Genomic DNA, 20,790 nt, shown 5'->3' with positions numbered 1-20,790 from the left:
TTTAATATATATTGTAGCAGATGCGGTCAATGATTTCATATTTCATCTAGGCAGGTTTTCACTCTTGACAACCTTCAAAATAAGCATTATAGTAAACTTAACTTTAGCGTAGTAAAGCAGTAAAGTATTTTGAACAAAAGGTGGTAGAAAAAGTCTTGTATTCTGAAATTCTAGCGAATGAACATGAAAAGCATGAAAAAATAATTGAAACTTTGAGTAAACGTTTCACTACATACGGCTATAAGCGAATTAAAACTTCCGCTTTTGAACAATACGATTTATATTCGAACGTACGCACATCTATCAACCAAAATGAAATGATCAAAGTGATCGATTACACGGGGGAAGTCTTAGTATTACGTCCAGATGTGACAATTCCTTTAACCCAGCAGCTTATCCAATTACAAGGTAGCCTCCAGGAAGAAATGCGTTACTACTATGTCCAGGAAGTGTTCAGACAAACCTTTCAGGAAAATGAAAAGATCGGTAAAACGCAAGCGGGTATTGAGTATTATTGTCCAAGTTCACCTGAAACAGATGCAGAAACAATTATGTTAGCTTGTCATGCGTTACGGGATGTCGGTTTCTTAGATGTGAAGATAGAAATCGGCTTTGCTGGATTTTTCACAGAATTGATTGCGGATTTACAGCTAACTTCTGATCAGACAGCCGAATTAAAAACGTTAATTCAAGCAAAAAATCTGGTGGAAATCGGGCCGTTTCTCAAGCAATTACAGATCGATCCAATTGTCAAAGAAGTACTTGAACAATTACCTCTATTATATGGAACACCAGAAATGGTGTTCGAAAGACTACAAAATTTACAAGTAAGTGAATCCGTACAGCGAGCGATTGAGTATTTGCAAAAGACATACGAAATCGTAGAACTATACGGCTTGAAAAAGCACATTGTCATCGATCTTGGTTTAATCAATCATATGGGTTATTACTCTGGAATCATTTTTCAAGGTTATGTTGAAAATTTTGGCAAGCCTGTGTTAATGGGTGGTCGTTATGACGCGTTGAGCGAAGAGTTTGGTGTTACGTTGCCAGCCATCGGTTTTGCATGTGAGATTGAATCATTAGTTAAGGCAGCTGCTCATAAAGAATTACACAATCGTTATCATATTGATGTAACAGTTTTTTATGAGGAAAATCGTTTGAAATACGCAATTGATATCGCCAATGAACTGCGAGAGCGCGAGTATCGTGTGCTATCGAAACCAATGAAAAATACATTGCCGGCACAAGACAGCCTTTATACAATTCAACTAAAAGAAACACAAAATCAGCTAATCGACGAGGAAGAGACGAAGGAATTTATTGACTTCAAGCAACTACTGGATTTGATTGCAAGCAAGAAAGGGGTACCTGAATGGACTATTTAACAGTGGCCATGGCGAAAGGGCGTACGGCAGAACGAGCGATGAAGTTTCTCGAAAAGTCGGATGTCCGTTTCTCGGAATTTACCGATGAAAGCCGAAAGTTGGTCATTTACGATGATAAACAAACGATCAAGCTCATTTTTGTTAAAGCGGTGGATGTACCGGTCTATGTGGAAAAAGGTGCAGCTGATGTCGGTATCGTCGGTAAGGACGTCATGATGGAGGATCCGCGGGATATCTATGAATTGCTAGATTTAGGTATCGGAAAATGCAAGCTGGCGGTTGCAGGATTTCCCGATACCCCTTTAGAAAATATACCGTTTTTAACTGTAGCATCCAAATATCCCCTAGTCGCAAAAGAGTATTTTGATAAGAAGGGGATTCGAACTGAAATGATCAAACTGAATGGCTCTATTGAACTGGCACCATTGATCGGCATGTCTGATGTAATTGTCGATATCGTGGAAACAGGAACTACATTAAAAGAGAACGGACTCGTCGTACTGCAAGAAATAGCCGATATTAGTGCTCGTTTGATTGTTAATAAAGCGAGCTATGCAACCAAGACTGCGGATATTCAGCAGTTTATAAACAATATGAAAGAAGGACTAGAGGTGCGCTCATGAAAACGATTCGTGGAACTGAATTTAGAGAAGAGTTATTGCAGCGCAATGATTCAAGCCAACCAGATTTAGAATTTGACCGTAACGTCTTAGCTATCATTGAAAGTGTTCGTTCTGAAGGTGATTCGGCTGTTTTAGACTTCACCGAACGCTTTGATGGTGTGAAGCTAGATAAACTGATCGTCAGTGAAGAAGAAATAAAAGAAGCGGAAGATGCCGTTACAGCAGAATTTTACCGTGCACTGCGAGCAGCAAAACAGCGAATTTCAAATTATCACGAAGCACAAAAAGAACAATCTTGGTTCTTTAATCCAACGGAAGGCATCATGCTAGGACAGAAAGTGACACCGATTGATAGTGTGGGAATTTACGTCCCCGGTGGAAAAGCTGCATACCCATCTACTGTCTTAATGAACGCTTTGCCAGCGAAAATTGCGGGTGTCGGGCAGATTTCTATGGTTACTCCACCTCAACGAGATGGGAAAATCAATCCTCACGTCTTAGTGGCAGCGAAAGAAGCAGGTGTCGATCGGATCTATAAAGTAGGCGGTGCACAAGCAATTGCGGCTCTTGCTTATGGAACAGAAACGATTGAAAAGGTTGTCAAAATTACAGGCCCAGGAAATGCTTATGTAGCACGCGCGAAGAAATGGGTGTTCGGAGACGTGGCAATCGATATGATCGCAGGTCCGAGTGAAATTTGTGTCGTGGCGGATGAACAGACGAATCCAGTCTATGCGGCTGCCGATTTGCTTTCGCAAGCGGAACATGATGAACGTGCAGCAGCAGTTTGTGTTACGACAAGTGAGGTGTTCGCAGACAAATTGTCTAAAGAAATCGATCGACAATTGGCTGAACTGGATCGACAGGAAATCGCAGCGCAATCTATTGAGCAATTCGGTCGAATTATTGTCGTTGATTCTTTACAAGAAGCATTCGACATCGTGAATCGATTGGCGCCAGAACACTTGGAGCTGATGATAGACAATCCCATGGAACACTTGGCTTCTATCCGTAACGCTGGGGCGATTTTCCTTGGCCAGCACTCTCCTGAAGCATTAGGGGATTATATGGCTGGACCCAACCATACCTTGCCAACAAACGGCACAGCGGCATTCTCTTCTCCGCTAGGTGTCTATGACTTTATGAAGAAATCGAGTGTAATTTATTATTCCGAGAACGCGCTGGCGGAAGTTGCAGATGATGTGATCATCCTTGCTGAGTCCGAGCAATTGACAGGACACGCCAATTCGATCAAGGTACGAAAGGCAGGATACTAATGCGCAGACAACAGATATCACGTAAAACAGGCGAAACGTCCATTGAAATGGACTTTTCATTGGACGGTACAGGCAAGACAGAGATCCAGACAGGTGTAGGTTTCTTCGATCACATGCTAACAGCTTTCGCAAAGCATGGACGTTTTGATTTAACAGTCACGTGTGATGGCGACATTGAAGTTGATCAGCACCATTCCGTAGAAGACATCGGCATCGTTCTCGGACAGGCCTTCCATAGATGTATAGGTACGAAAGAAGGCATCGAACGCTTTGCAACGGTGTCGACTCCAATGGACGAAGCATTATCTACAGCCTCCATCGATATCAGTGGTCGTTCATTCCTCGTCTTCAATGTGGATGGAATGAAAGACAAAGTAGGCAACTTCGACACCGAACTAGTCGAAGAATTCTTCATCGCCTTCACTAACAATGCGAAAGTGACACTACATATCAATCTAGACTACGGAAAAAACACGCACCACATTATCGAATCCGTATTTAAAAGCTTTGGCCGCGCTCTGCGCATAGCTAGCACAATTAATCCGGATATCCAAGGTGTGCCTTCTACTAAAGGAACATTGTAAAGAATACGGAGAGAGTGTGGTCCATGATCTATGTCTCATTTGGATCGCAGTCCGACGATGTCAATAGTGATCATATTAACCATTTAGGAGGACTAGTTGATGATTTTATTTCCAGCAATTGATATTCGAGGTGGCAAATGTGTACGCCTCATTCAAGGTGACTATGCGCAAGAAATCGTTTATAACGACTCGCCAACTGAAATGGCTAAAGAATGGCAACGTCAAGGAGCCGAATTCATTCACGTCGTGGACTTAGATGGTGCGAAAACAGGCGACTCTGCTAACAAACAAGCGATCGAGGCAATCGCAAAAGCAGTCACAGTTCCCGTACAAGTAGGTGGTGGAATCCGTACGATGGATATTGTTGATTCGCATATCAAAAATGGTGTTGCACGTGTGATCATCGGAACTGCTGCGATTCAAGATCCGGAATTCCTAAAACAAGTAGTCGAAAAGTATGGTGATCAAATTGCAGTTTCTATTGATGCACGTAACGGCTTAGTCGCTACAGACGGCTGGACGGAAACGAGTGACGTCAAAGCGGTCGACTTGCTGCAAGACTTAGCAGAAATCGGAGTCAAAACAGTCGTCTACACAGACATCATGAAAGACGGCATGCTACAAGGACCAAATTTTGAAGAATTACAAGTCATGAATGAAGCATCTTCTATCGACATTATTGCATCAGGTGGTGTATCGACAGAAGAAGATATTCAGAAACTCGCTGCTAAAGACATGTATGGTGCAATTATTGGGAAAGCGTTATACGAAGGAAAATTATCTTTAGAAAAATTATTGGGGGACGACAGTCATGTCAAAAACTAAAAAAATCATTCCGTGTTTAGATGTAGACAACCGTAAAGTTGTAAAAGGAAAGAAATTTCTAGACGTGCAGGAAGTAGCAGATCCCCTAACATTAGCAAAAAAATATGTCGCAGACGGTGCCGATGAACTCGTATTCTATGACATTTCCGCTTCGACGAAAAACCGTGGTATGTTCTTAGATTTAATTGAAGAAATCGCAAAAGAAGTACCGGTTCCATTCATCGTTGGCGGTGGAATTCGTACATTAGAGGACGTGGATACGGTGTTTGCAATTGGTGGTAATAAAGTATCCATCAATAGTGCAGCACTGACAAATCCAGAATTGATCAAAGAAGTTGCAGATAAATACGGCTCTGAACGAGTCATGCTCTCTATGGACGTTCGTCAAGAAGGCGAAGGGAAATGGTCCGTGTATGCAAAAGGTGGTATGGAAGCAACAGGCATTGATGCAATCGAATGGGCAAAAAAGATGGAAGCTCTAGGCGCTGGAGAATTGGTTGTCAATAGTGTCGATGAAGATGGTGTCAAGGACGGCTATAATCTGGCATTGAATCGCGCGATGGCTGAAGCGGTCAATATTCCAATCATTGCAAGTGGCGGTGCTGGAAAACCTGAACACTTTAAAGACGTTTTGACGGAAGGGAAAGCAGACGCAGCACTTGCAGCTTCCGTGTTTCACTTCAATGAAATTAATATTCGCGACTTAAAAAATTACTTAGCAGAAGAAAATATTGCAGTTAGGAATGACTAATATGACACTAGACCTCAATTCATTGAAATTTGACGACAAAGGCCTTCTCCCCGCGATCGTGCAAGACGATCGCACTGGAGAAGTTCTAATGCTCGCCTATATGAATAAAGAAGCGATTGAAAAGACTTTAGAAACGAATGAGACATGGTTTTATAGCCGCTCAAGACAAGAACTATGGAATAAAGGTGCCACATCCGGCAATCGTCAGCAGGTGAAACGTATTTCCTTAGATTGCGACCAAGATACGTTACTGATCCAAGTAACTCCACTAGGTCCAGCTTGTCACACAGGAGAGAAAACTTGCTTCTTCAAAACAGTTACAGAGACTGAAGTATCCTTACGTGAAGTCGTCTACGAAGTGATGGACGAAATCGCGGATCGCAAAAAGAATCCGGTTGAAGGCTCCTACACGACATATTTATTCAAAGAAGGCATTGACAAAGTACTGAAAAAAGTTGGGGAAGAAACAACGGAAGTCGTCATTGGAGCAAAAAATGCAGACAAGGAAGAAGTATCGAATGAAATCGCGGACTTGATCTATCACACACTAGTTCTGATGAATATTCTCGACGTTAATCTTTCTGATGTCCAGCAAGTATTGCGTGAAAGACGACCAAAAAAGGAAGTGTTGCGCAATGAGTAGATTTCTGAGCACAGTTGCGAAACGGACAGAACCATATATTCCCGGCGAGCAATTGAACCAGCCAGATATCATCAAATTAAATACGAATGAAAACCCCTATCCGCCAAGTCCGAAAGTGTTGGAAGCGATCAAAGCTCAAGTAGAGGAAAATTCACTTCAACTATATCCTTCACCGACAGCAGACCCTCTACGTCATGCCATTGCGGAAACATACGGACTCACGAAAGAACAAGTATTTGTTGGCAATGGTTCAGATGAAGTGCTGGCGTTTGCGTTCATGGCATTTTTTGAACCAGGTAAAACGATTAGGTTTCCGGAGATTAGCTACAGCTTTTATCCGGTCTATTCTAAGATCTTTGATATTTCATTTGAAAAGGTGCCGCTACAGGAAGATTTCACTTTACCAGCAGAGGCATTTTATCAATCAGAGGGTGGGGTCATTCTACCGAATCCGAATGCACCGACGAGTCTATATGCAACACTTGATGTAATAGAAGAAATTCTGAAGCAAAACTCCGACCAAATGGTGATCATTGACGAAGCCTACATAGACTTTGCAGGACCTTCCGCTGTGAAATTAATCGATCGTTACGATAATTTGCTTGTCATTCAGACGACTTCCAAATCACGTGCTTTAGCTGGATTGCGTGTAGGATTTGCGATGGGACAGCCTGAATTAATTGATGGACTTACTCGTATTAAAGATTCATTTAACTCGTATCCAATTGATCGACTCGCAATGGCAGGTGCAACCGCAGCGTTTCAGGATCATGCGTATTTTTCAGAAAGTACGAAGAAAATCATTCGTACGAGAGAGCGTTCGGCACAATCTTTACGTGAACTAGGATTTGAGGTCTTACCGTCTGATGCAAATTTCTTGTTTGCGAAGCCGTTGAATCAAGATGCACATACATTGTATGAACAATTAAAGGAACGTGGAATTCTCGTTCGTCACTTTGATCAAGCGGGGATTAGCGATTATTTACGGATCACAATTGGGACCGAAGAACAGATGGAAATGTTATTCACCGTGTTAAATGAATTAATTAAATGAATAGATTTAATAAAAAACCATTCATATTTGAGTGGTTTCAGCTTGTAGACAAACTCCAAAAACTAAAAATTATGCTAACCTTTAATTTTACAATTGTATTAGCACTCTACTGTTTATTCTATAATATGAACATAACCATCGCTTTTAATCATTCAGATGAAGAGGCAATAACTACTAAAAAATCAATGTAATACGCTAGTTGATCGTAGTGGAAGGCGGCAACTCCTTGGGGATCAGCGTGCGTCTTGAGACCCCGCAAGTAGCGAAGCGGACGAGGAGGCTCAAGCCACGCCCCCAGGAAAGCGTCCGTCTGGAACGTAGATCAACGGTAGCTTGACTACTTTCTATATCTTTTGTCTACAGTCTGAAACCATTCATATTTGAGTGGTTTTTTATTTATGCAAATGTCTACTCATATCTAAGAATGTTGTCAAGGCAACGAAGGTGGCTGATTAAAACCACTTTTTCTATGTATAAGATATACGTAATCATGTATTTTTTACTTTCTCTATTGTATTATTATGCATTATCACTTATAATAATAAAAAGAAGCACGATTGGAGAGAAAAATTCATGAAAACTAAAAATATAATCATTATTGGCGCTGCCGGAAGAGACTTCCATAACTTTAATACATATTACCGTAATAAGTCGGAGTACAACGTGGTAGCCTTTACCGCAACACAAATTCCTGATATCGATGGACGTAAATATCCAGCAGAATTAGCAGGGGAGCTTTATCCGGAAGGGATTCCGATTTATTCGCAAGAGCAATTGCCGGAGCTAATCAAAGAGTTAAAAGTAGATGAGTGTGTCTTCTCATACAGTGATATTAGTTATGAAGCAGTCATGGGAATTGGCGCGATCGTTAATTCGGCTGGTGCAAACTTTACGTTGCTCGGATCGAAAAGCACGATGATCAAAAGCAATAAGCCGGTCATTTCGGTTTGTGCAGTCAGAACAGGAACTGGGAAAAGCCAGACGTCTCGTAAAATTATTGAAACGTTGCTTGAGCATGACTTGAAAGTGGTAGCGATTCGTCACCCGATGCCATATGGTGACTTAGCTGCACAACGAGTTCAACGTTATGCGACGGTTGAGGACTTTAAAAAACATAATTGTACGATTGAAGAAATGGAAGAATATGAGCCACACGTCGATCGTGGAAATATCATTTATGCAGGTGTAGACTACCAAGATATCTTAGATGCAGCTGAAAATGATCCAGATGGCTGTGATGTAATTCTTTGGGATGGCGGCAATAACGACTTTTCATTCTATGAGCCAGATTTGGCGATCACTGTACTTGATCCGCACCGTCCAGGGCATGAGTTGAAATATTACCCAGGAGAAGTGTGTCTACGCACGACAGATGTATCGATCATTAACAAAATCGACAGTGCGTCAGAGGAAGCGATCCAAACAGTTGAAAACAATATTAAATTTGCGGCTCCAAACAGCACGATTATTAAAGCAGAATCTAAAATCACTGTGGACAATCCTAAAATTATTGAAGGAAAACGCGTACTGATCGTGGAAGATGGTCCTACACTGACACATGGTGAAATGAAATTAGGTGCAGGCGTCATTGCGGCTCAACGTTTAGGCGCATCTGAAATCATCGATCCACGTCCATTTGCGGTAGGTAGTCTGGTAACGACATTCAATAAATACCAACATATCGAGAATATCCTTCCTGCGATGGGTTATGGTGAGCAACAATTGAAAGACCTTGAAGCGACGATCAATGCTACAGATTGTGACGCTGTGATTATTGGAACACCAATGGATTTGTCACGGGTCATTACTATCAATAAACCATGCACACGTGTTTATTATGATCTAGAAGAAATTGGTAGCCCGAATCTAGAGACAGTCTTGGGAGATTTCATCGAAAAACATCAATTAAAGAAAACAAATGTGTAAGTTTATATGACATATAACGTACCAGTTTCGAATGAGAATTCGTGGCTGGTACATTTTTATTGGCACGTTCCAATGATAGTTTCGCTCGGTTGTGGGCTAGATTGGCGCTGTGCGAAACCTTTTTCGCGCGGTCCTATAACTTTCTGCTATACTGATAGGTAAACAAGGGGGAACTAACATGTTGAAATCGAAAATGACTGATCTTGTCATTGGTCTTATTATGGTGTATTTTGCTTATGATCGAATATCTGCTGGACAGACTAAAATGGGGATCTTATTCGTCGTGCTAGCTTTTCTAAACCTCGTTGCATTTTATGTGAAACTCAGAACTGAAAAACAAGAGCAACAATAACCCGAATCGGTTGTTCCTTTTTGGGCAATCCTGTAGTATAATAACAGGATTGCATTTTTTGAAATGAGGCTAGAATACAAATGAAAAAATCCATATATGGTTTGACAATTGAACAATTGACAAACTTCTTCATAGAACAAGGACAGCAGAAATTCCGTGCCGCGCAAGTGTGGGACTGGCTCTATAAAAAACGCGTGCTTTCATTTGATGAAATGAAAAATATTAACAAAGAAACACGCGAACTCCTGGACGAGCACTTCACGATCCAGACATTAGAACAAAACGTCAAACAAGTATCCCAAGACGGTACAGTGAAATTTCTCTTTAAAATGACGGACGGCAACTTGATCGAAACCGTGCTAATGAAATTTCCTTATGGTTATTCTGTTTGTGTTACGACGCAGGTTGGTTGTAATATCGGATGTAGCTTCTGCGCAAGTGGTTTATTGCGTAAAAATCGTGACTTGGATGCAGGGGAAATCGTTGGGCAAATTATGAAAGTGCAAGAGCATCTTGATGAAAAAGGAGCAGGCGAGCGTGTCAGCCACATCGTCGTCATGGGAATCGGGGAACCGTTTGATAACTATTCGAATCTCATGAACTTCCTTCATATCGTTAACGATCAAAAAGGCCTGTCAATTGGCGCACGTCACATCACGGTCTCAACAAGTGGATTGACAGAAAAGATCAAAGAATTTGCGGATGAAAATATTCAAATCAACTTAGCGGTGTCGTTGCACGCACCAAATAATGAGCTGCGTACGCAAATCATGAAGATTAACAAAGCGTTCCCGATTGAAAAGTTGATGGATGCGATTAATTATTATTTGGAAACGACGAATCGTCGGATCACATTCGAATACATTTTATTGCGTGATGTCAATGACCACGTCAAAGAGGCTGAAGAACTGGGTAGACTATTGGCGGATAAGCGCCACCTTGCCTACGTTAACTTGATTCCATATAACCCAGTCGACGAACATGGCCAATATCAACGCAGTGAGCCGCAAGCGATCAAGTCGTTTTACGAAACATTGAAACGTAAAGGCATCAACTGCGGTGTCCGTCTTGAAAATGGAACCGATATCGACGCAGCGTGTGGTCAATTGCGTAGTAAACAAATCAAAAGTACAAAAAAACAGCCGGTCAGAGAATAATTCTCTAGCCGGCTGTTAGTTTTTGCGCAGTAATTTTACTAAGAATTGAACGATCACGGAGATTGCTAGTCCGAATGATGAAATAATAAACAACGACAAAATACCAATCGCTTCGGAAAATTCATTATCCATCATAATAAAACTTCTGAACATCTCCGCAAACGCCAACACAAGTACCACCATAAATAATTTAAAGGCAATATGTAGTTGATAAAACAGTAATAACGAACTGACGATGCCTACGATCAGCCCAAACACCGCAAACGTTAAATAATTATTTACGATTAGCTCATGCCCAAGGACTGTCCGAACACCTAAAATGAGCAAAACAAATGAAGTTAACGCGGTGAAAAAACCAATTTTCCAATAACGAGAATCCAACACGTACACCTGCTTTCCTTCATTAGTATAGCGGAATCGGAGCCGGTAGTCATGTGATTCGTTGCCGGCTCTATCATTGGAGTCGTTTTAAATCTTTGAGTAACTCTTCTCGATACGTTTCATTTGAAAAATTATATTCATTCATAATATATCCTTGTGAATCCAGTAAATAAAAGTTGGTGCCATGTACAACTTGCGTGGAGGATTCATGTTTTAGTACAAACGTCTGAAATTCTTCACGGGCAAATGCTTCTAGCTCTTGCTGTGAATAGCCGGTCAGTAGATGCCAATTGGACTCATCGTCTGTGAAATTATCGATAAACAGTTTTAGCGCAACGGGATCGTCCACTTCTGAATCCACGGAAAAGGAGACGAATTGTACGTCTATACCCTCGTCATCCATCAGTTTTTGAAGCTTTGCCATTTCGCTCGTCAAAGTAGGACAGATGGTATTACAAGAAGTGAATACAAAGTCAGCGATCCACGGAGTTCCGGCTAATTGCTCTGTGCCGAAGGGCTTGCCATTTTGGTCGGTGAATGAGAATTCGCGGACTTGCTTACCACGCTCAAGTGGCTCGCTACAACCGAAAAGAAAGAAAATCATCAACAAGACGAAGGGGAATAGCCGTTTCATTCCATCATTCACTCCTTTGCTCAATTTCTGGTGAGATAGGCAGTTCAATCGTCACAATTGTATCCGTTGCTTGGTTAGATACTTCAAACGTCCCTTGGTGCAACCTGACAATTTCTTTGACAATAGATAAGCCAAGTCCTGAACCGCCTGTAGTCCGGGTCCTCGCTTTATCTGTCCGGAAAAAACGTTCGCCAATTCTAGCCAAATCTTCATCTCCAATTGTCACGCCATCATTGGAAATTTGATACTGAATCCCGTAATCATTTGCTTTCAACTGTACCGCAATTTCCTGTTGCGCATATTTCACCGCGTTGTCAATTGTATTGTAGAAGACTTGCTGCAGACGCTTTGGATCGCCTTGTATAATAAGATCTTCATCGAGGGACGACTGTAAATAGAGGCCTTTCTCAGTCCTGCGAATATCAAAGAGCTCAAGCGTATCTAGCAGCAACTGTGCAATGGCAATCGGTTCAGTCTCCAATGTATACAAGTCTTGCTCTAAATGATTCAGTTCTACTAAGTCATGGATTAGCTTTTTCAACCGCTCCGTTTCCTTCTCGATCGTGGACAAGTATTGCTTCACTTCTTCAGAGGAATGGTCAATCTTGTCTCTTGACAGTTGCGCATAGCCACTAATATAGGTCAGTGGTGTCCGTAATTCATGGACTATATTCGAAGTGAATTCCTTTTTACGCTGATCTTGTTCTTCCAATGAACGACTCATCGAATTAAAAGCGGTTGAGAGCTTGCCAATTTCATCATTACGTTCGCTATCTAAACGATTGGAATAATCACCTTTGGATACTTTTTCCGAATAGGTCTGCAATGTTTGCAAAGGTTCGAATAACGACCGCCATACTCGCTGCAAGATGAAGAATAGAATAGCAAAAAAAGCAGACCCTACAATTAGCATGATCGGCACACTATCACGGAAGACATCCTGAATGGCGGCGAGGGGTACATATATATAGATAAATCCAATCAACCCATTTTCCCCTTTGATGGGAAAAATACCTCCGAAGATTTCACGATTTAACTCCTCGACATAGCCTTCTTTCATGACAGGCTGTCCAGTTTCTAATGTTTCTTGATCGCTTTCATTGACGAGAGACTGATAATCCAATTGATACGGAAAGTAAGAAGTCAGGTCGTCTAGGCGATCGACTACAATAATTTCGTATTCCGAAACAATATTATACCATTGTATTTTTTCAATGATTGAATCGCTAAGTTCGCCATAATGATAATGTGCTGCAGTTCGATTTCCTTGGTAAATAATTGATTCTTTAATTCGCTCTTTGTAGAGATCAGTATATAGGTAATGAATAAAAAAGAACGAAAATAAAATCGTACAGGCGATGCTCCCTACAAATACCAGTAACATCTTTTTGCTGAGATTGAGGTTATTCATTGAGGATCCTCAAGCTTATAACCAATACCCCACACCGTTTCGATCATTTTTCCTGCATCACCGAGTTTGAGCCGTAGCGTCTTGATATGCGTATCGATCGTGCGCTCACTACTTTGATGATCATCGCCCCATATTAGCTCCAGCAACTGTTCGCGCGAATAGGCTCGTCCTTTGTGTTTGGTTAGCAACAGGAGAAGTCCGAACTCTTTTAATGTTAAGTTCAGCAGTTTCCCATCTAACTGTGCAGTATAAGAATCTTCATTGATCGTTAAGGGTCCTACCTGTAATACCACCGGATTAGGATTTTGCTTATAGGTCCTCCGCAACACGGCTTCAATTCTGGCCACAAGCTCGCCTGGCAAGAAAGGTTTGACAATATAATCATCCCCTCCGAGCTTTAGTCCCTGAACTTTGTCCCATTCATCCCCCTTGGCGGACAGGAAGATTAGAGGAACAGAAGAAATATGCTTTACTTCCTCCGCAAAAGCAAAACCATCCATATAAGGCATCATTACGTCGACAATACATAAATGGATATCATGTTTTCGAATTATTGATAGGGCCTGGATGCCATCGCCCGCTTCAATCACAGCGTAACCTGCATCTTCAAGAAACATACGAATCAAATCGCGCATTTGTGGTTCATCATCGATTACTAAAATTTGATAACTCATAAGGATTCCCTCATTTCAATATAACTCATCAAACAATTTTCCATAAAAGTTGTGAATTCTGAATGAAGTTTCAGGAAGTTGATAAAACTTCATTAAAATTTCGCAATCATATTTTATAATCATAACAGGTAAACTAAAGAATAGGAGAATGAAAAAATGAAACGTTTCGTAATTTTGACGATGGGTTTGGCGATGTTGGCTGTGTTGGCGGCTTGTGGAAAAGAGGAAGAGGTATCAACGGAAGCTGAATTGCCTGAACCGATCGAAGTGGAATTGACTGTGCCTGATCATGCGAATGTGAACGAACCTGTTACATTATCTGCACTCGTTACGCAAGGAGATGAAAAAGTAGAAGATGCGAATGAGGTAGAATATGAAATATGGGAAGAAGGAAAAAAAGACGAAAGCATCCTTTTAGCGTCTACGAATGATAAAGAAGGTATTTATTCAGCAGAAACTACTTTTGAGCATGATGGAGTTTTTCATGTACAAGTTCACGTAACTGCACGTACAATGCATGTCATGCCTGAAAAACAAATTCAAATTGGCGAAGTGAAGAAGGAAGAGCATGCGGAAGGTCAAGATAGCGAAGCACATGATCATGGCCATACGGAAGGTCTAGCCATTCACTTTATGCAGCCTGAAGATGTAAAAGCAGCAACTGAAACAGTATTAATGACGCATGTGCAACTAGAAGGAAAAGCTCTAGAAAAAACAAACGTGCGTTACGAAATCTCAGACGAAGCTAAAGAAATTCAATGGGTGGAAGCAAAAGAATCTAAACCAGGCGAATACACAGCGAACTATAATTTTCCGAAGGCTGGTGCGTATGAAGTGAAAATTCACATTAAAGACGACTCGCTTCATGAGCATGAAGAACACACAATTGAAGTGAAATAAATTGCAAGGACTATCTTAGAAAGTCAGTATATCTGATTTTTATGATAGCCCTTTTTCTTTATAGCAAAGAAGACAGTTGCTTGTAAAGAAATCTCATGTACAAAATCTAAAGCTCGAAATAAATCAACAAAAGCGTTACACTACTACTAGTGGTAAATTATTTAATCGAGGAGTGTTGGCATGACAAACTATCCAGAAAAAACGTGTTCAATTGAAAGACTAGTAACCATTCCAGAAGATGTACAAAAAGTACTCGAAGGAAAAAAGTGGGCAACTAGACGAAATGGTGTGTATGCATACCCTGGTGAAATTATGACACTTGAAGGAAAAGACTTTAACATAGACAAACTTTATGTACAAACACTCGGTGAACTGACAGATGAAGACGCCAAATCAGAAGGTCACGATACGGTGGAAGAATACAAACAGACGATGCTCTCCATTCACGACAAAATGCCTTGGCTTCCTCAAATGAAAGTATGGGTGCACGAATACAGCCCTGTTCAGAAATGATGTAAACTATGAGTCTCTATTACGGAGCGATTGTCTTTGCGCACGTAGTATCGGCTGTCATCGCAGTAGGACCCTTATTTCTATTGCTACCGCTGATCCGTCGGCTACGCACTGCCAAAGCGGAAGTGGAAGACGTTTACTTAGCATTTATACGCGTAGTGATCCGACTTGTCATGCATGCTGGCCATGTGCTCGTTGTGACCGGTGCTTTACTAATCTTGTTCGGTCCATGGCCGTGGCATAGTTCATGGGTGATCCTCACGTTAGGCATAATGCTTCTATCCGCTGTCTTCTTGGCTAGTGGTTTTTCATCCGTCCTGAAGAAATTCCACGAACCAGGCAATAACAGACAATTGATCATCAATAAATTGTATCGTACTGCCTGGATTTATATTGGATTGCTCATGATTATGCTCTGGTTGATGGTACAAAAACCGTCTATCTGGTAAAATTACATAATGAGGTGAAAAGATGTGTATATATGTTGCACATCTTTTTTCATGTAAGACCATCCTGTTTGACAGTGAAATTTGGAGAGAATAAGATGGGATATAGTAGCTTTTTTTGAAAGGAACGAGTGGAATCCGATGAAAATGAAAATACTGGGACTTCTAACTTTGCTTGGCGTCATGCTTGCAGGTTGTAGCCAGAACCAAAGCGGTCAGACATTGAAAATTGGTACGACAGAAGGAATTTATGCGCAAGTCGTTGAGAAAGCATTAGTACCTGCTTTAAAGGAACAAGGCTATAAAGCTGAAGTTGTGAAATTCGGAGACTTGATCGAACCGAATACCGATTTAGCAGATGGCGAAATTGATGCGAATTTATTTCAGCAAAAGATTTATTTAGATCAATTCAAAGAAGAATATGGAGTCTCAATTGAACCACTTATTGAAGTTCCAAGTGTGGGTCTTGGCTTATACTCGAACTCCATTACCTCGCTGGATGACATCCCAAATGGCGGATTAATAACCATTCCAAATGATGAGTTAGGTACAGCGAGAGCACTTCGTTTTTTGGAACAGCAAGGACTGCTTACATTAGATTCAACAGCACCTACTTACGCGGTGAATGAACAACAAATCGAAAGTAATCCGAAAAAACTTAAAATCCAGCCAATCCTGACCTCGCAACTAGTCGCTTCATTGGCAAGTGGGGATCTCGCGATTATTCCAGACAACTATGTCATTGTCAATGAGATGGAGTTAGATGATGCGCTTTCTGAGGAACAGCTGAATGAAAATTTGAAATATGTGTTGACCGTAAGAGAGGAAGATCTGGACAAGGACTTTGCTGAAGCTTTAGAGAAAGCAGTTCAGTCAAAGACGTTCAAAAAAGTGATGGAGGACGAATTTCAAGGATTTGGTGAGTGAACTTCAGGAAATGCGGGAAGTATCACAATAGAGGTGAAGACTTTGGGAGAACTTTTTATATTGTTTGTAGTGTTAGGCATGCTAGTAATTATTGGACAAGTATTACTATATCAAAAACGCTTTGGCGATCGAACGGGCATATGGATTCAGAATATACTTCTTAGTTTACTGATAGGCTTTTTATCTTTCACTTCCTTTCCAGATAACTATACTATCAAGAAAGCGATCGCGTTAGTACTTTTAGCGATTGGGGTTGTAGGTTTTATTGTAGGGATGATAGCGAAAAGATCATCTATAGCAGCAAAGCTGATGTTGTCGGTGTCTGTGATCGGTGGTCTTTTATATTTATTTTTTTGATTTGTGAAATGTAAAACGTACGACTTCATCATGTGAAGTCGTACGTTTTTTGCGTTATCGAACCAATTGACGTTTTGTAAAGTCAACATCTTGATAATAAGCATCTTTGACGAGCAAGTTCGGACCAAGACACCGAACAGCAGTGCAATGACAACTTACGCTCTTTGCAAGAGGATGTTGTTGCCATTTTTCGTACAGCTCAGGCAAATTGTCCGTTTGAATATTTCCAAGTGGTGGGACATCACCAAAATCCGTGACGATGACATCTCCTGTGAAAATATTAACATTTAACCTCGAACGTCCGTCTGGATCATTGCGTACGGTCACGTTTTGACTGACTGCGAGTTTGGCAAATAACTCTTGATCGCGTGGATCTTGGCTGCATTGATAAAATGGCAGCGTACCAAATAACATCCACGTTTCTTCATCGCGATACGAGAGCAAATCTGAAATGGCTTGTCGCGTTTCATCCAGTGTAAGCACGTCCAACGAAGAGGCGAAATCACTTGGGTACATAGGGTGTATTTCGTGACGACCACACTTCATTTCATTCACTACTTGCTCATGGATCGTCTGCAAATGTGGGAGTGTCCGTCGATTTAGCATCGTCTCTGCAGACACCATAACGCCCATTTCTGACAACGCTTTGCTATTTTCAATCATTCGTGTAAACTGAGCGGCACGTCGTTCGCGTGGCGGTTGGCGTTCCATTCTGGCAAACCCACCATCAATGAAATCATCTACCGTACCCCAATTATGCGAAATATGCAGTACATCTAAATACGGCGCAATTACTTCATAACGATCAAATGGCATCGTTAAATTTGAATTCACTTGCGTTTTTATTTGGCGAGAATTAGCATATCGCAATAAAGGTACGACATATTGCTCCACCGATTTTTTAGAAAACATCGGCTCTCCACCGGTTAAGCTAATGGTACGCAAGTGGGGAATTTCATCAAGCTTTTGAAGTAATAGTTCAATTGGCAGTGCCTCAGGATCTTTTGGCTGTAACATATAACCGACTGCACAGTGTTCACAACGCATATTACATAGATAAGTCGTCGTGAATTCAATACTAGATAGAACTTGTTTGCCGTGTGTATCCACGTCGTTATACGCTTCCCAAGCATCCGACAAACGGGGGTGTGATAAAACCATCTTTCAAACTCCTAACCTTTTTAGTTTTGCTCTAGAACGTACTGCGCAATGTCTTTTGCATACTTGTTCATGGAAGATGGGGAGACACCAAACCATTCTGCAATATCTTTCATTGTCATCTGTAACGGTTCGAACAATTCATTTTCCTGTCCATATCGGATTGCGCCGGCTGCAATGGCCACTTCTTTTCTTGCATTTGGCTGTTGTTCGACCAAAAAATCTTCAATTAATTCTACTAGTGCCGCAGAATCACGTCCGTTCTTCTCTAAAAAGTCCACAGCCTCCAGCAAGACACCCGCTTCGAATTCAGTAAACTCACCGCCTGCATAGCCATCTTCACCAAGTTGTTGCCAAAAGGTCATCGTCTGTTCTTTCAATAATTCGCTCGGTTTTTTTTCTGCCATATTATCGAACTTCTTGGCAAACCGTTTGACCGCTTCAGAATGATCCGTAGGGAAGAAGATCAAGCTCGACACAGCTAAGTAATGGGAGCCTTCTGTACCATCAGGTAGGATGAAGCAATAAAAATGAACGCCAGCAGGAACTGGTTTTTCACTTTCTTTCCACAACTGGATTACTTCATCACCTATTATGCTCTTAGCAGTCATATACGTCTCATCGACCGCAGTCACTTCACCAATGAAAACTCGCGGCTCTGCCCATTGATCAAGCAAGCCTAGAATAGAAGGCCGTACTTGTTTCTTTTTTTGCTTTTCAATATAACTTTCCCATATATCAGAACGTTGATGGAAAAAGAACTCATCCAACGCTATCGCTTCAATCATTTCTTCAGGCAAAAATGCGCGCAAAGGGGACTTCCATGTATCGGCGAAGGAAATAAACTCTTGAATATCCTTACGCTCAGGATAGGTGTCATAGAACGTCTGTAACAAACGCTCCATTTCTTCAGTTTGTACGTCTTCAACCGACACAGACTGTTTTGATTCGCAACACTTCTTATACTTTTTACCACTGCCGCATGGGCATGGCTCATTTCTTCCAACCATAGATACACTTCCTTTAAAAAATTAACACATAGTCTAGTGTACCAAACGAGAGACGAGATGACATCGGATTTGAATGGTAATTATTGTTTTGAATAATGAAAGAATTTTATCGAGCATGATCTTTTCGTAAAGTAGAAGATTCAACTAAAGAGGAGAAGATGTTAAAATGTGTTAATAGCGAATGATTAGTAGATAAAATACATGATGGGCAAATGAAAAGGAGATGGCTTATATGGGTTTGTTCGATGCGCTCTTAGGGAATGCTTCCGTTGTGAACAATGAAGAGGTGAAGAAAGAACTACAACTTATTTTAGCTGAAGAAGAAGAGGTTGAAGTTGCATTTAGATTGGTACGAGATGTAATTGTATTTGCCAAAACGCGATTAATTCTTGTGGGTAAGCAAGGGGTCACAGGTAAGAAGGTGGAATATCATTCGATTCCTTTTAAAAAGCATTTCTCATTACAGTATTGAAACTGCGGGTACATTTGACATGGATGCGGAGTTAAAAATATGGATTTCTAGATCGCCAACTCCACTTATTGAAAAGCAATTTAGGAAAGACAAAAGTGTTTACGATATTCAAAAATATTAGCTATGGTTTGTGTGTAGTTTGTCTGTTACTTATTGTCTAAATCGGGTATGGCCAGTCGTCTATTATTAATGAATGGCCTATTTCGTTTTGTATGAATGAAAAGTTTGTATGCTATTATCGACTAGATAAAGAACCGAGCGTAAGTCTTGTGCTACCGCGCCAAACAATCGATTAAACGAGCGAAAGGTTGCCATCAACGCGCTATTCCATGAGCCATCCGAGCCAAAGATCTTACCTACCGCGCTAATATAGAGTTGTACCGCGCCAAACAAAAAACTCTGAATATACAAATAGTCTTTGAAATGATACGCTAGTTTTACATTGACGATTATTTATAGGAATGAGTGAAAAGATGAGGATTATGAAAAAAGGAGTTATCTCGACCGAGGTTATACCAAATTTACGGGCGAACACAACGACAAGTGTGGTAGGGGGAGAGTGCCGGAATTGCTAGAAAGGTGTTTACAATAAATGACAAAAGTGACCTATCTATCTACTGGCGAACTAGCAAAGCAGCTGCAAGTATCGGTTCGAACATTACGTTACTATGATCAGATTGGCTTGGTCCAACCTTCTGAAAGAGGAAATGGCGGCAAGCGGTTTTATTCTGAATCGGATATTTTTACGTTAGAAAAGATTTTACTTTTAAAATCTCTCTCGCTATCTCTTGAAGACAGCAAAAAAATTATACAAGAGCAATCCATGACATCGATCCTTCATGCACATAGAGCTGCTTTAACTGAACAAGTGGAAACAATGAGTGAATCCATTCGTCATACTACATCATTGATCCATGCATTGGATTTGGAAGGCGAAATAAAATGGGAAGATTTAGTTACGCTAGTGGCAACTCATCAGCAAGAACGGGAGTGGACTTCTTATTTTACAAATGAAGAGCAACAAATTTTAGTGAAACAACTCCCTTCATTAGAAAGTCAAGAAGTCTCCACGAAAAAATGGATCAATTTAATCAAGCGAATAGAACTATGTATAAAAAAAGGTACTTCTCCAAAATCAGAAGAAGTACAACTTATTATTGATGATATGAATATTCTTTCTGAAGAGACATTTCAAGGTGACCAGCAACTCATGGACAAGTTTTGGGATGTGAGAAAATCTGAAAAAGCGTCTGCTGATCTTGGATTGTATCCGATTCGTGAAGAAATTATTGCGTTCATTGAAGAAGCGCTATCTGTCTGATTTCAT

The 20,790-nt window shown here is 40.9% G+C and carries 23 protein-coding genes and 1 pseudogene; 18 read left to right on the top strand and 6 right to left on the bottom strand.

Going from position 1 to position 20,790, the window contains the following annotated elements; genetic code table 11:
• Positions 1 to 155: 155 nt before the first annotated feature.
• From hisZ to rlmN, 11 genes are all read left to right on the top strand, one after another.
• Positions 156 to 1,388: an ATP phosphoribosyltransferase regulatory subunit gene (gene hisZ / locus GD002_RS02740; protein ID WP_194841444.1), complete on the top strand. Its 1,233-nt coding sequence runs from the start codon at positions 156 to 158 to the stop codon at positions 1,386 to 1,388.
• Positions 1,376 to 2,011, top strand: coding sequence for an ATP phosphoribosyltransferase (gene hisG / locus GD002_RS02735; protein ID WP_153730794.1), 636 nt, complete (start codon positions 1,376 to 1,378; stop codon positions 2,009 to 2,011). Before hisZ ends, hisG begins: the two co-directional genes overlap by 13 nt.
• Positions 2,008 to 3,288, top strand: a complete 1,281-nt coding sequence (gene hisD / locus GD002_RS02730) for a histidinol dehydrogenase (RefSeq protein ID WP_153730793.1) — start codon at positions 2,008 to 2,010, stop codon at positions 3,286 to 3,288. Before hisG ends, hisD begins: the two co-directional genes overlap by 4 nt.
• Positions 3,288 to 3,872, top strand: coding sequence for an imidazoleglycerol-phosphate dehydratase HisB (gene hisB / locus GD002_RS02725; protein ID WP_153730792.1), 585 nt, complete (start codon positions 3,288 to 3,290; stop codon positions 3,870 to 3,872). The genes hisD and hisB overlap by 1 nt, the downstream gene beginning before the upstream one ends.
• Positions 3,873 to 3,971: 99 nt before the next feature.
• Entirely contained in the window at positions 3,972 to 4,697 is a 726-nt protein-coding gene (gene hisA, locus GD002_RS02720; protein WP_153730791.1) for a 1-(5-phosphoribosyl)-5-[(5-phosphoribosylamino)methylideneamino]imidazole-4-carboxamide isomerase, read from the top strand.
• Entirely contained in the window at positions 4,684 to 5,448 is a 765-nt protein-coding gene (hisF, locus tag GD002_RS02715; protein ID WP_153730790.1) for an imidazole glycerol phosphate synthase subunit HisF, read from the top strand. Before hisA ends, hisF begins: the two co-directional genes overlap by 14 nt.
• The gene (hisIE, locus tag GD002_RS02710; RefSeq protein WP_153730789.1) at positions 5,441 to 6,091 is read left to right on the top strand and encodes a bifunctional phosphoribosyl-AMP cyclohydrolase/phosphoribosyl-ATP diphosphatase HisIE; all 651 of its coding nucleotides are present in this window, start codon (positions 5,441 to 5,443) and stop codon (positions 6,089 to 6,091) included. Before hisF ends, hisIE begins: the two co-directional genes overlap by 8 nt.
• Positions 6,084 to 7,145, top strand: coding sequence for a histidinol-phosphate transaminase (gene hisC, locus GD002_RS02705; RefSeq protein ID WP_153730788.1), 1,062 nt, complete (start codon positions 6,084 to 6,086; stop codon positions 7,143 to 7,145). The genes hisIE and hisC overlap by 8 nt, the downstream gene beginning before the upstream one ends.
• Before the next feature lie 573 nt (positions 7,146 to 7,718).
• Positions 7,719 to 9,071, top strand: a complete 1,353-nt coding sequence (locus GD002_RS02700; protein ID WP_153730787.1) for a cyclic 2,3-diphosphoglycerate synthase — start codon at positions 7,719 to 7,721, stop codon at positions 9,069 to 9,071.
• A gap of 178 nt (positions 9,072 to 9,249) precedes the next feature.
• A complete protein-coding gene (locus GD002_RS02695) occupies positions 9,250 to 9,423 on the top strand; it encodes a hypothetical protein (protein WP_153730786.1) in 174 nt (57 codons plus the stop codon).
• Between the two features lie 80 nt (positions 9,424 to 9,503).
• Positions 9,504 to 10,580, top strand: a complete 1,077-nt coding sequence (rlmN, locus tag GD002_RS02690; protein WP_153730785.1) for a 23S rRNA (adenine(2503)-C(2))-methyltransferase RlmN — start codon at positions 9,504 to 9,506, stop codon at positions 10,578 to 10,580.
• A gap of 15 nt (positions 10,581 to 10,595) precedes the next feature.
• On the opposite strand, the gene GD002_RS02685 is transcribed toward rlmN, so the two are convergent.
• The 4 genes from GD002_RS02685 to GD002_RS02670 all read right to left on the bottom strand — a co-directional run bounded on the left by GD002_RS02685 (position 10,596) and on the right by GD002_RS02670 (position 13,680).
• Positions 10,596 to 10,961 carry a hypothetical protein gene (locus GD002_RS02685; protein WP_153730784.1) on the bottom strand — a complete coding sequence of 122 codons (366 nt, stop codon included), beginning with the start codon at positions 10,959 to 10,961 and terminating at the stop codon, positions 10,596 to 10,598.
• Positions 10,962 to 11,034: 73 nt separating this feature from the next.
• The gene (locus GD002_RS02680) at positions 11,035 to 11,595 is read right to left on the bottom strand and encodes an SCO family protein (protein ID WP_153730783.1); all 561 of its coding nucleotides are present in this window, start codon (positions 11,593 to 11,595) and stop codon (positions 11,035 to 11,037) included.
• Between the two features lie 4 nt (positions 11,596 to 11,599).
• Complete coding sequence (locus GD002_RS02675; protein WP_153730782.1) at positions 11,600 to 13,006, bottom strand: sensor histidine kinase; 1,407 nt, start codon at positions 13,004 to 13,006, stop codon at positions 11,600 to 11,602.
• Positions 13,003 to 13,680, bottom strand: a complete 678-nt coding sequence (locus tag GD002_RS02670; protein WP_153730781.1) for a response regulator transcription factor — start codon at positions 13,678 to 13,680, stop codon at positions 13,003 to 13,005. The genes GD002_RS02675 and GD002_RS02670 overlap by 4 nt, the downstream gene beginning before the upstream one ends.
• A 156-nt stretch (positions 13,681 to 13,836) precedes the next feature.
• On the opposite strand from GD002_RS02670, the gene GD002_RS02665 reads away from it, so the two are divergent.
• The 5 genes from GD002_RS02665 to GD002_RS02645 all read left to right on the top strand — a co-directional run bounded on the left by GD002_RS02665 (position 13,837) and on the right by GD002_RS02645 (position 16,823).
• Complete coding sequence (locus GD002_RS02665) at positions 13,837 to 14,580, top strand: FixH family protein (protein WP_153730780.1); 744 nt, start codon at positions 13,837 to 13,839, stop codon at positions 14,578 to 14,580.
• Between the two features lie 180 nt (positions 14,581 to 14,760).
• Positions 14,761 to 15,093 (top strand): ASCH domain-containing protein, encoded by a 333-nt coding sequence (locus tag GD002_RS02660; RefSeq protein WP_153730779.1) that lies wholly within the window; start codon positions 14,761 to 14,763, stop codon positions 15,091 to 15,093.
• Between the two features lie 8 nt (positions 15,094 to 15,101).
• Positions 15,102 to 15,542, top strand: coding sequence for a hypothetical protein (locus GD002_RS02655; protein WP_153730778.1), 441 nt, complete (start codon positions 15,102 to 15,104; stop codon positions 15,540 to 15,542).
• 138 nt (positions 15,543 to 15,680) lie between these two features.
• Positions 15,681 to 16,466: a MetQ/NlpA family ABC transporter substrate-binding protein gene (locus tag GD002_RS02650; protein ID WP_153730777.1), complete on the top strand. Its 786-nt coding sequence runs from the start codon at positions 15,681 to 15,683 to the stop codon at positions 16,464 to 16,466.
• A 60-nt stretch (positions 16,467 to 16,526) separates the two neighbouring features.
• Positions 16,527 to 16,823, top strand: coding sequence for a hypothetical protein (locus GD002_RS02645; RefSeq protein WP_153730776.1), 297 nt, complete (start codon positions 16,527 to 16,529; stop codon positions 16,821 to 16,823).
• Positions 16,824 to 16,877: 54 nt separating this feature from the next.
• Here the strand turns inward: GD002_RS02645 and yfkAB are convergent, their stop codons facing one another.
• Positions 16,878 to 17,984 carry a radical SAM/CxCxxxxC motif protein YfkAB gene (gene yfkAB, locus GD002_RS02640; RefSeq protein WP_153730775.1) on the bottom strand — a complete coding sequence of 369 codons (1,107 nt, stop codon included), beginning with the start codon at positions 17,982 to 17,984 and terminating at the stop codon, positions 16,878 to 16,880.
• A gap of 20 nt (positions 17,985 to 18,004) precedes the next feature.
• Positions 18,005 to 18,991, bottom strand: a complete 987-nt coding sequence (locus GD002_RS02635; protein WP_153730774.1) for an SEC-C metal-binding domain-containing protein — start codon at positions 18,989 to 18,991, stop codon at positions 18,005 to 18,007.
• Positions 18,992 to 19,223: 232 nt separating this feature from the next.
• Between GD002_RS02635 and GD002_RS02630 the strand changes: the two are divergent.
• Together GD002_RS02630 and GD002_RS02625 are read left to right on the top strand one after the other, a co-directional pair.
• Positions 19,224 to 19,601, top strand: a pseudogene (locus GD002_RS02630) (PH domain-containing protein).
• Between the two features lie 454 nt (positions 19,602 to 20,055).
• Positions 20,056 to 20,784, top strand: a complete 729-nt coding sequence (locus tag GD002_RS02625) for a MerR family transcriptional regulator (RefSeq protein WP_228548261.1) — start codon at positions 20,056 to 20,058, stop codon at positions 20,782 to 20,784.
• Positions 20,785 to 20,790 lie beyond the last annotated feature (6 nt).

Origin of the sequence: Sporosarcina obsidiansis, from assembly GCF_009651005.1 — a bacterium.
GTDB classification, from domain to species: domain Bacteria; phylum Bacillota; class Bacilli; order Bacillales_A; family Planococcaceae; genus Sporosarcina; species Sporosarcina obsidiansis.
This window is presented reverse-complemented; position numbering and strand designations above follow the sequence as displayed.

Coding starts and splice junctions, on each gene's coding strand:
- hisG (WP_153730794.1), top strand. CDS start 1,376: ATGGACTATTTAACAGTGGCCATGGCGAAAGGGCGTACGGCAGAACGA.
- hisD (WP_153730793.1), top strand. CDS start 2,008: ATGAAAACGATTCGTGGAACTGAATTTAGAGAAGAGTTATTGCAGCGC.
- hisB (WP_153730792.1), top strand. CDS start 3,288: ATGCGCAGACAACAGATATCACGTAAAACAGGCGAAACGTCCATTGAA.
- hisA (WP_153730791.1), top strand. CDS start 3,972: ATGATTTTATTTCCAGCAATTGATATTCGAGGTGGCAAATGTGTACGC.
- hisF (WP_153730790.1), top strand. CDS start 4,684: ATGTCAAAAACTAAAAAAATCATTCCGTGTTTAGATGTAGACAACCGT.
- hisIE (WP_153730789.1), top strand. CDS start 5,441: ATGACTAATATGACACTAGACCTCAATTCATTGAAATTTGACGACAAA.
- hisC (WP_153730788.1), top strand. CDS start 6,084: ATGAGTAGATTTCTGAGCACAGTTGCGAAACGGACAGAACCATATATT.
- GD002_RS02700 (WP_153730787.1), top strand. CDS start 7,719: ATGAAAACTAAAAATATAATCATTATTGGCGCTGCCGGAAGAGACTTC.
- GD002_RS02695 (WP_153730786.1), top strand. CDS start 9,250: ATGTTGAAATCGAAAATGACTGATCTTGTCATTGGTCTTATTATGGTG.
- rlmN (WP_153730785.1), top strand. CDS start 9,504: ATGAAAAAATCCATATATGGTTTGACAATTGAACAATTGACAAACTTC.
- GD002_RS02680 (WP_153730783.1), bottom strand. CDS start 11,595: ATGAAACGGCTATTCCCCTTCGTCTTGTTGATGATTTTCTTTCTTTTC.
- GD002_RS02675 (WP_153730782.1), bottom strand. CDS start 13,006: ATGAATAACCTCAATCTCAGCAAAAAGATGTTACTGGTATTTGTAGGG.
- GD002_RS02670 (WP_153730781.1), bottom strand. CDS start 13,680: ATGAGTTATCAAATTTTAGTAATCGATGATGAACCACAAATGCGCGAT.
- GD002_RS02665 (WP_153730780.1), top strand. CDS start 13,837: ATGAAACGTTTCGTAATTTTGACGATGGGTTTGGCGATGTTGGCTGTG.
- GD002_RS02660 (WP_153730779.1), top strand. CDS start 14,761: ATGACAAACTATCCAGAAAAAACGTGTTCAATTGAAAGACTAGTAACC.
- GD002_RS02655 (WP_153730778.1), top strand. CDS start 15,102: ATGAGTCTCTATTACGGAGCGATTGTCTTTGCGCACGTAGTATCGGCT.
- GD002_RS02650 (WP_153730777.1), top strand. CDS start 15,681: ATGAAAATGAAAATACTGGGACTTCTAACTTTGCTTGGCGTCATGCTT.
- yfkAB (WP_153730775.1), bottom strand. CDS start 17,984: ATGGTTTTATCACACCCCCGTTTGTCGGATGCTTGGGAAGCGTATAAC.
- GD002_RS02635 (WP_153730774.1), bottom strand. CDS start 18,991: ATGGTTGGAAGAAATGAGCCATGCCCATGCGGCAGTGGTAAAAAGTAT.
- GD002_RS02625 (WP_228548261.1), top strand. CDS start 20,056: ATGACAAAAGTGACCTATCTATCTACTGGCGAACTAGCAAAGCAGCTG.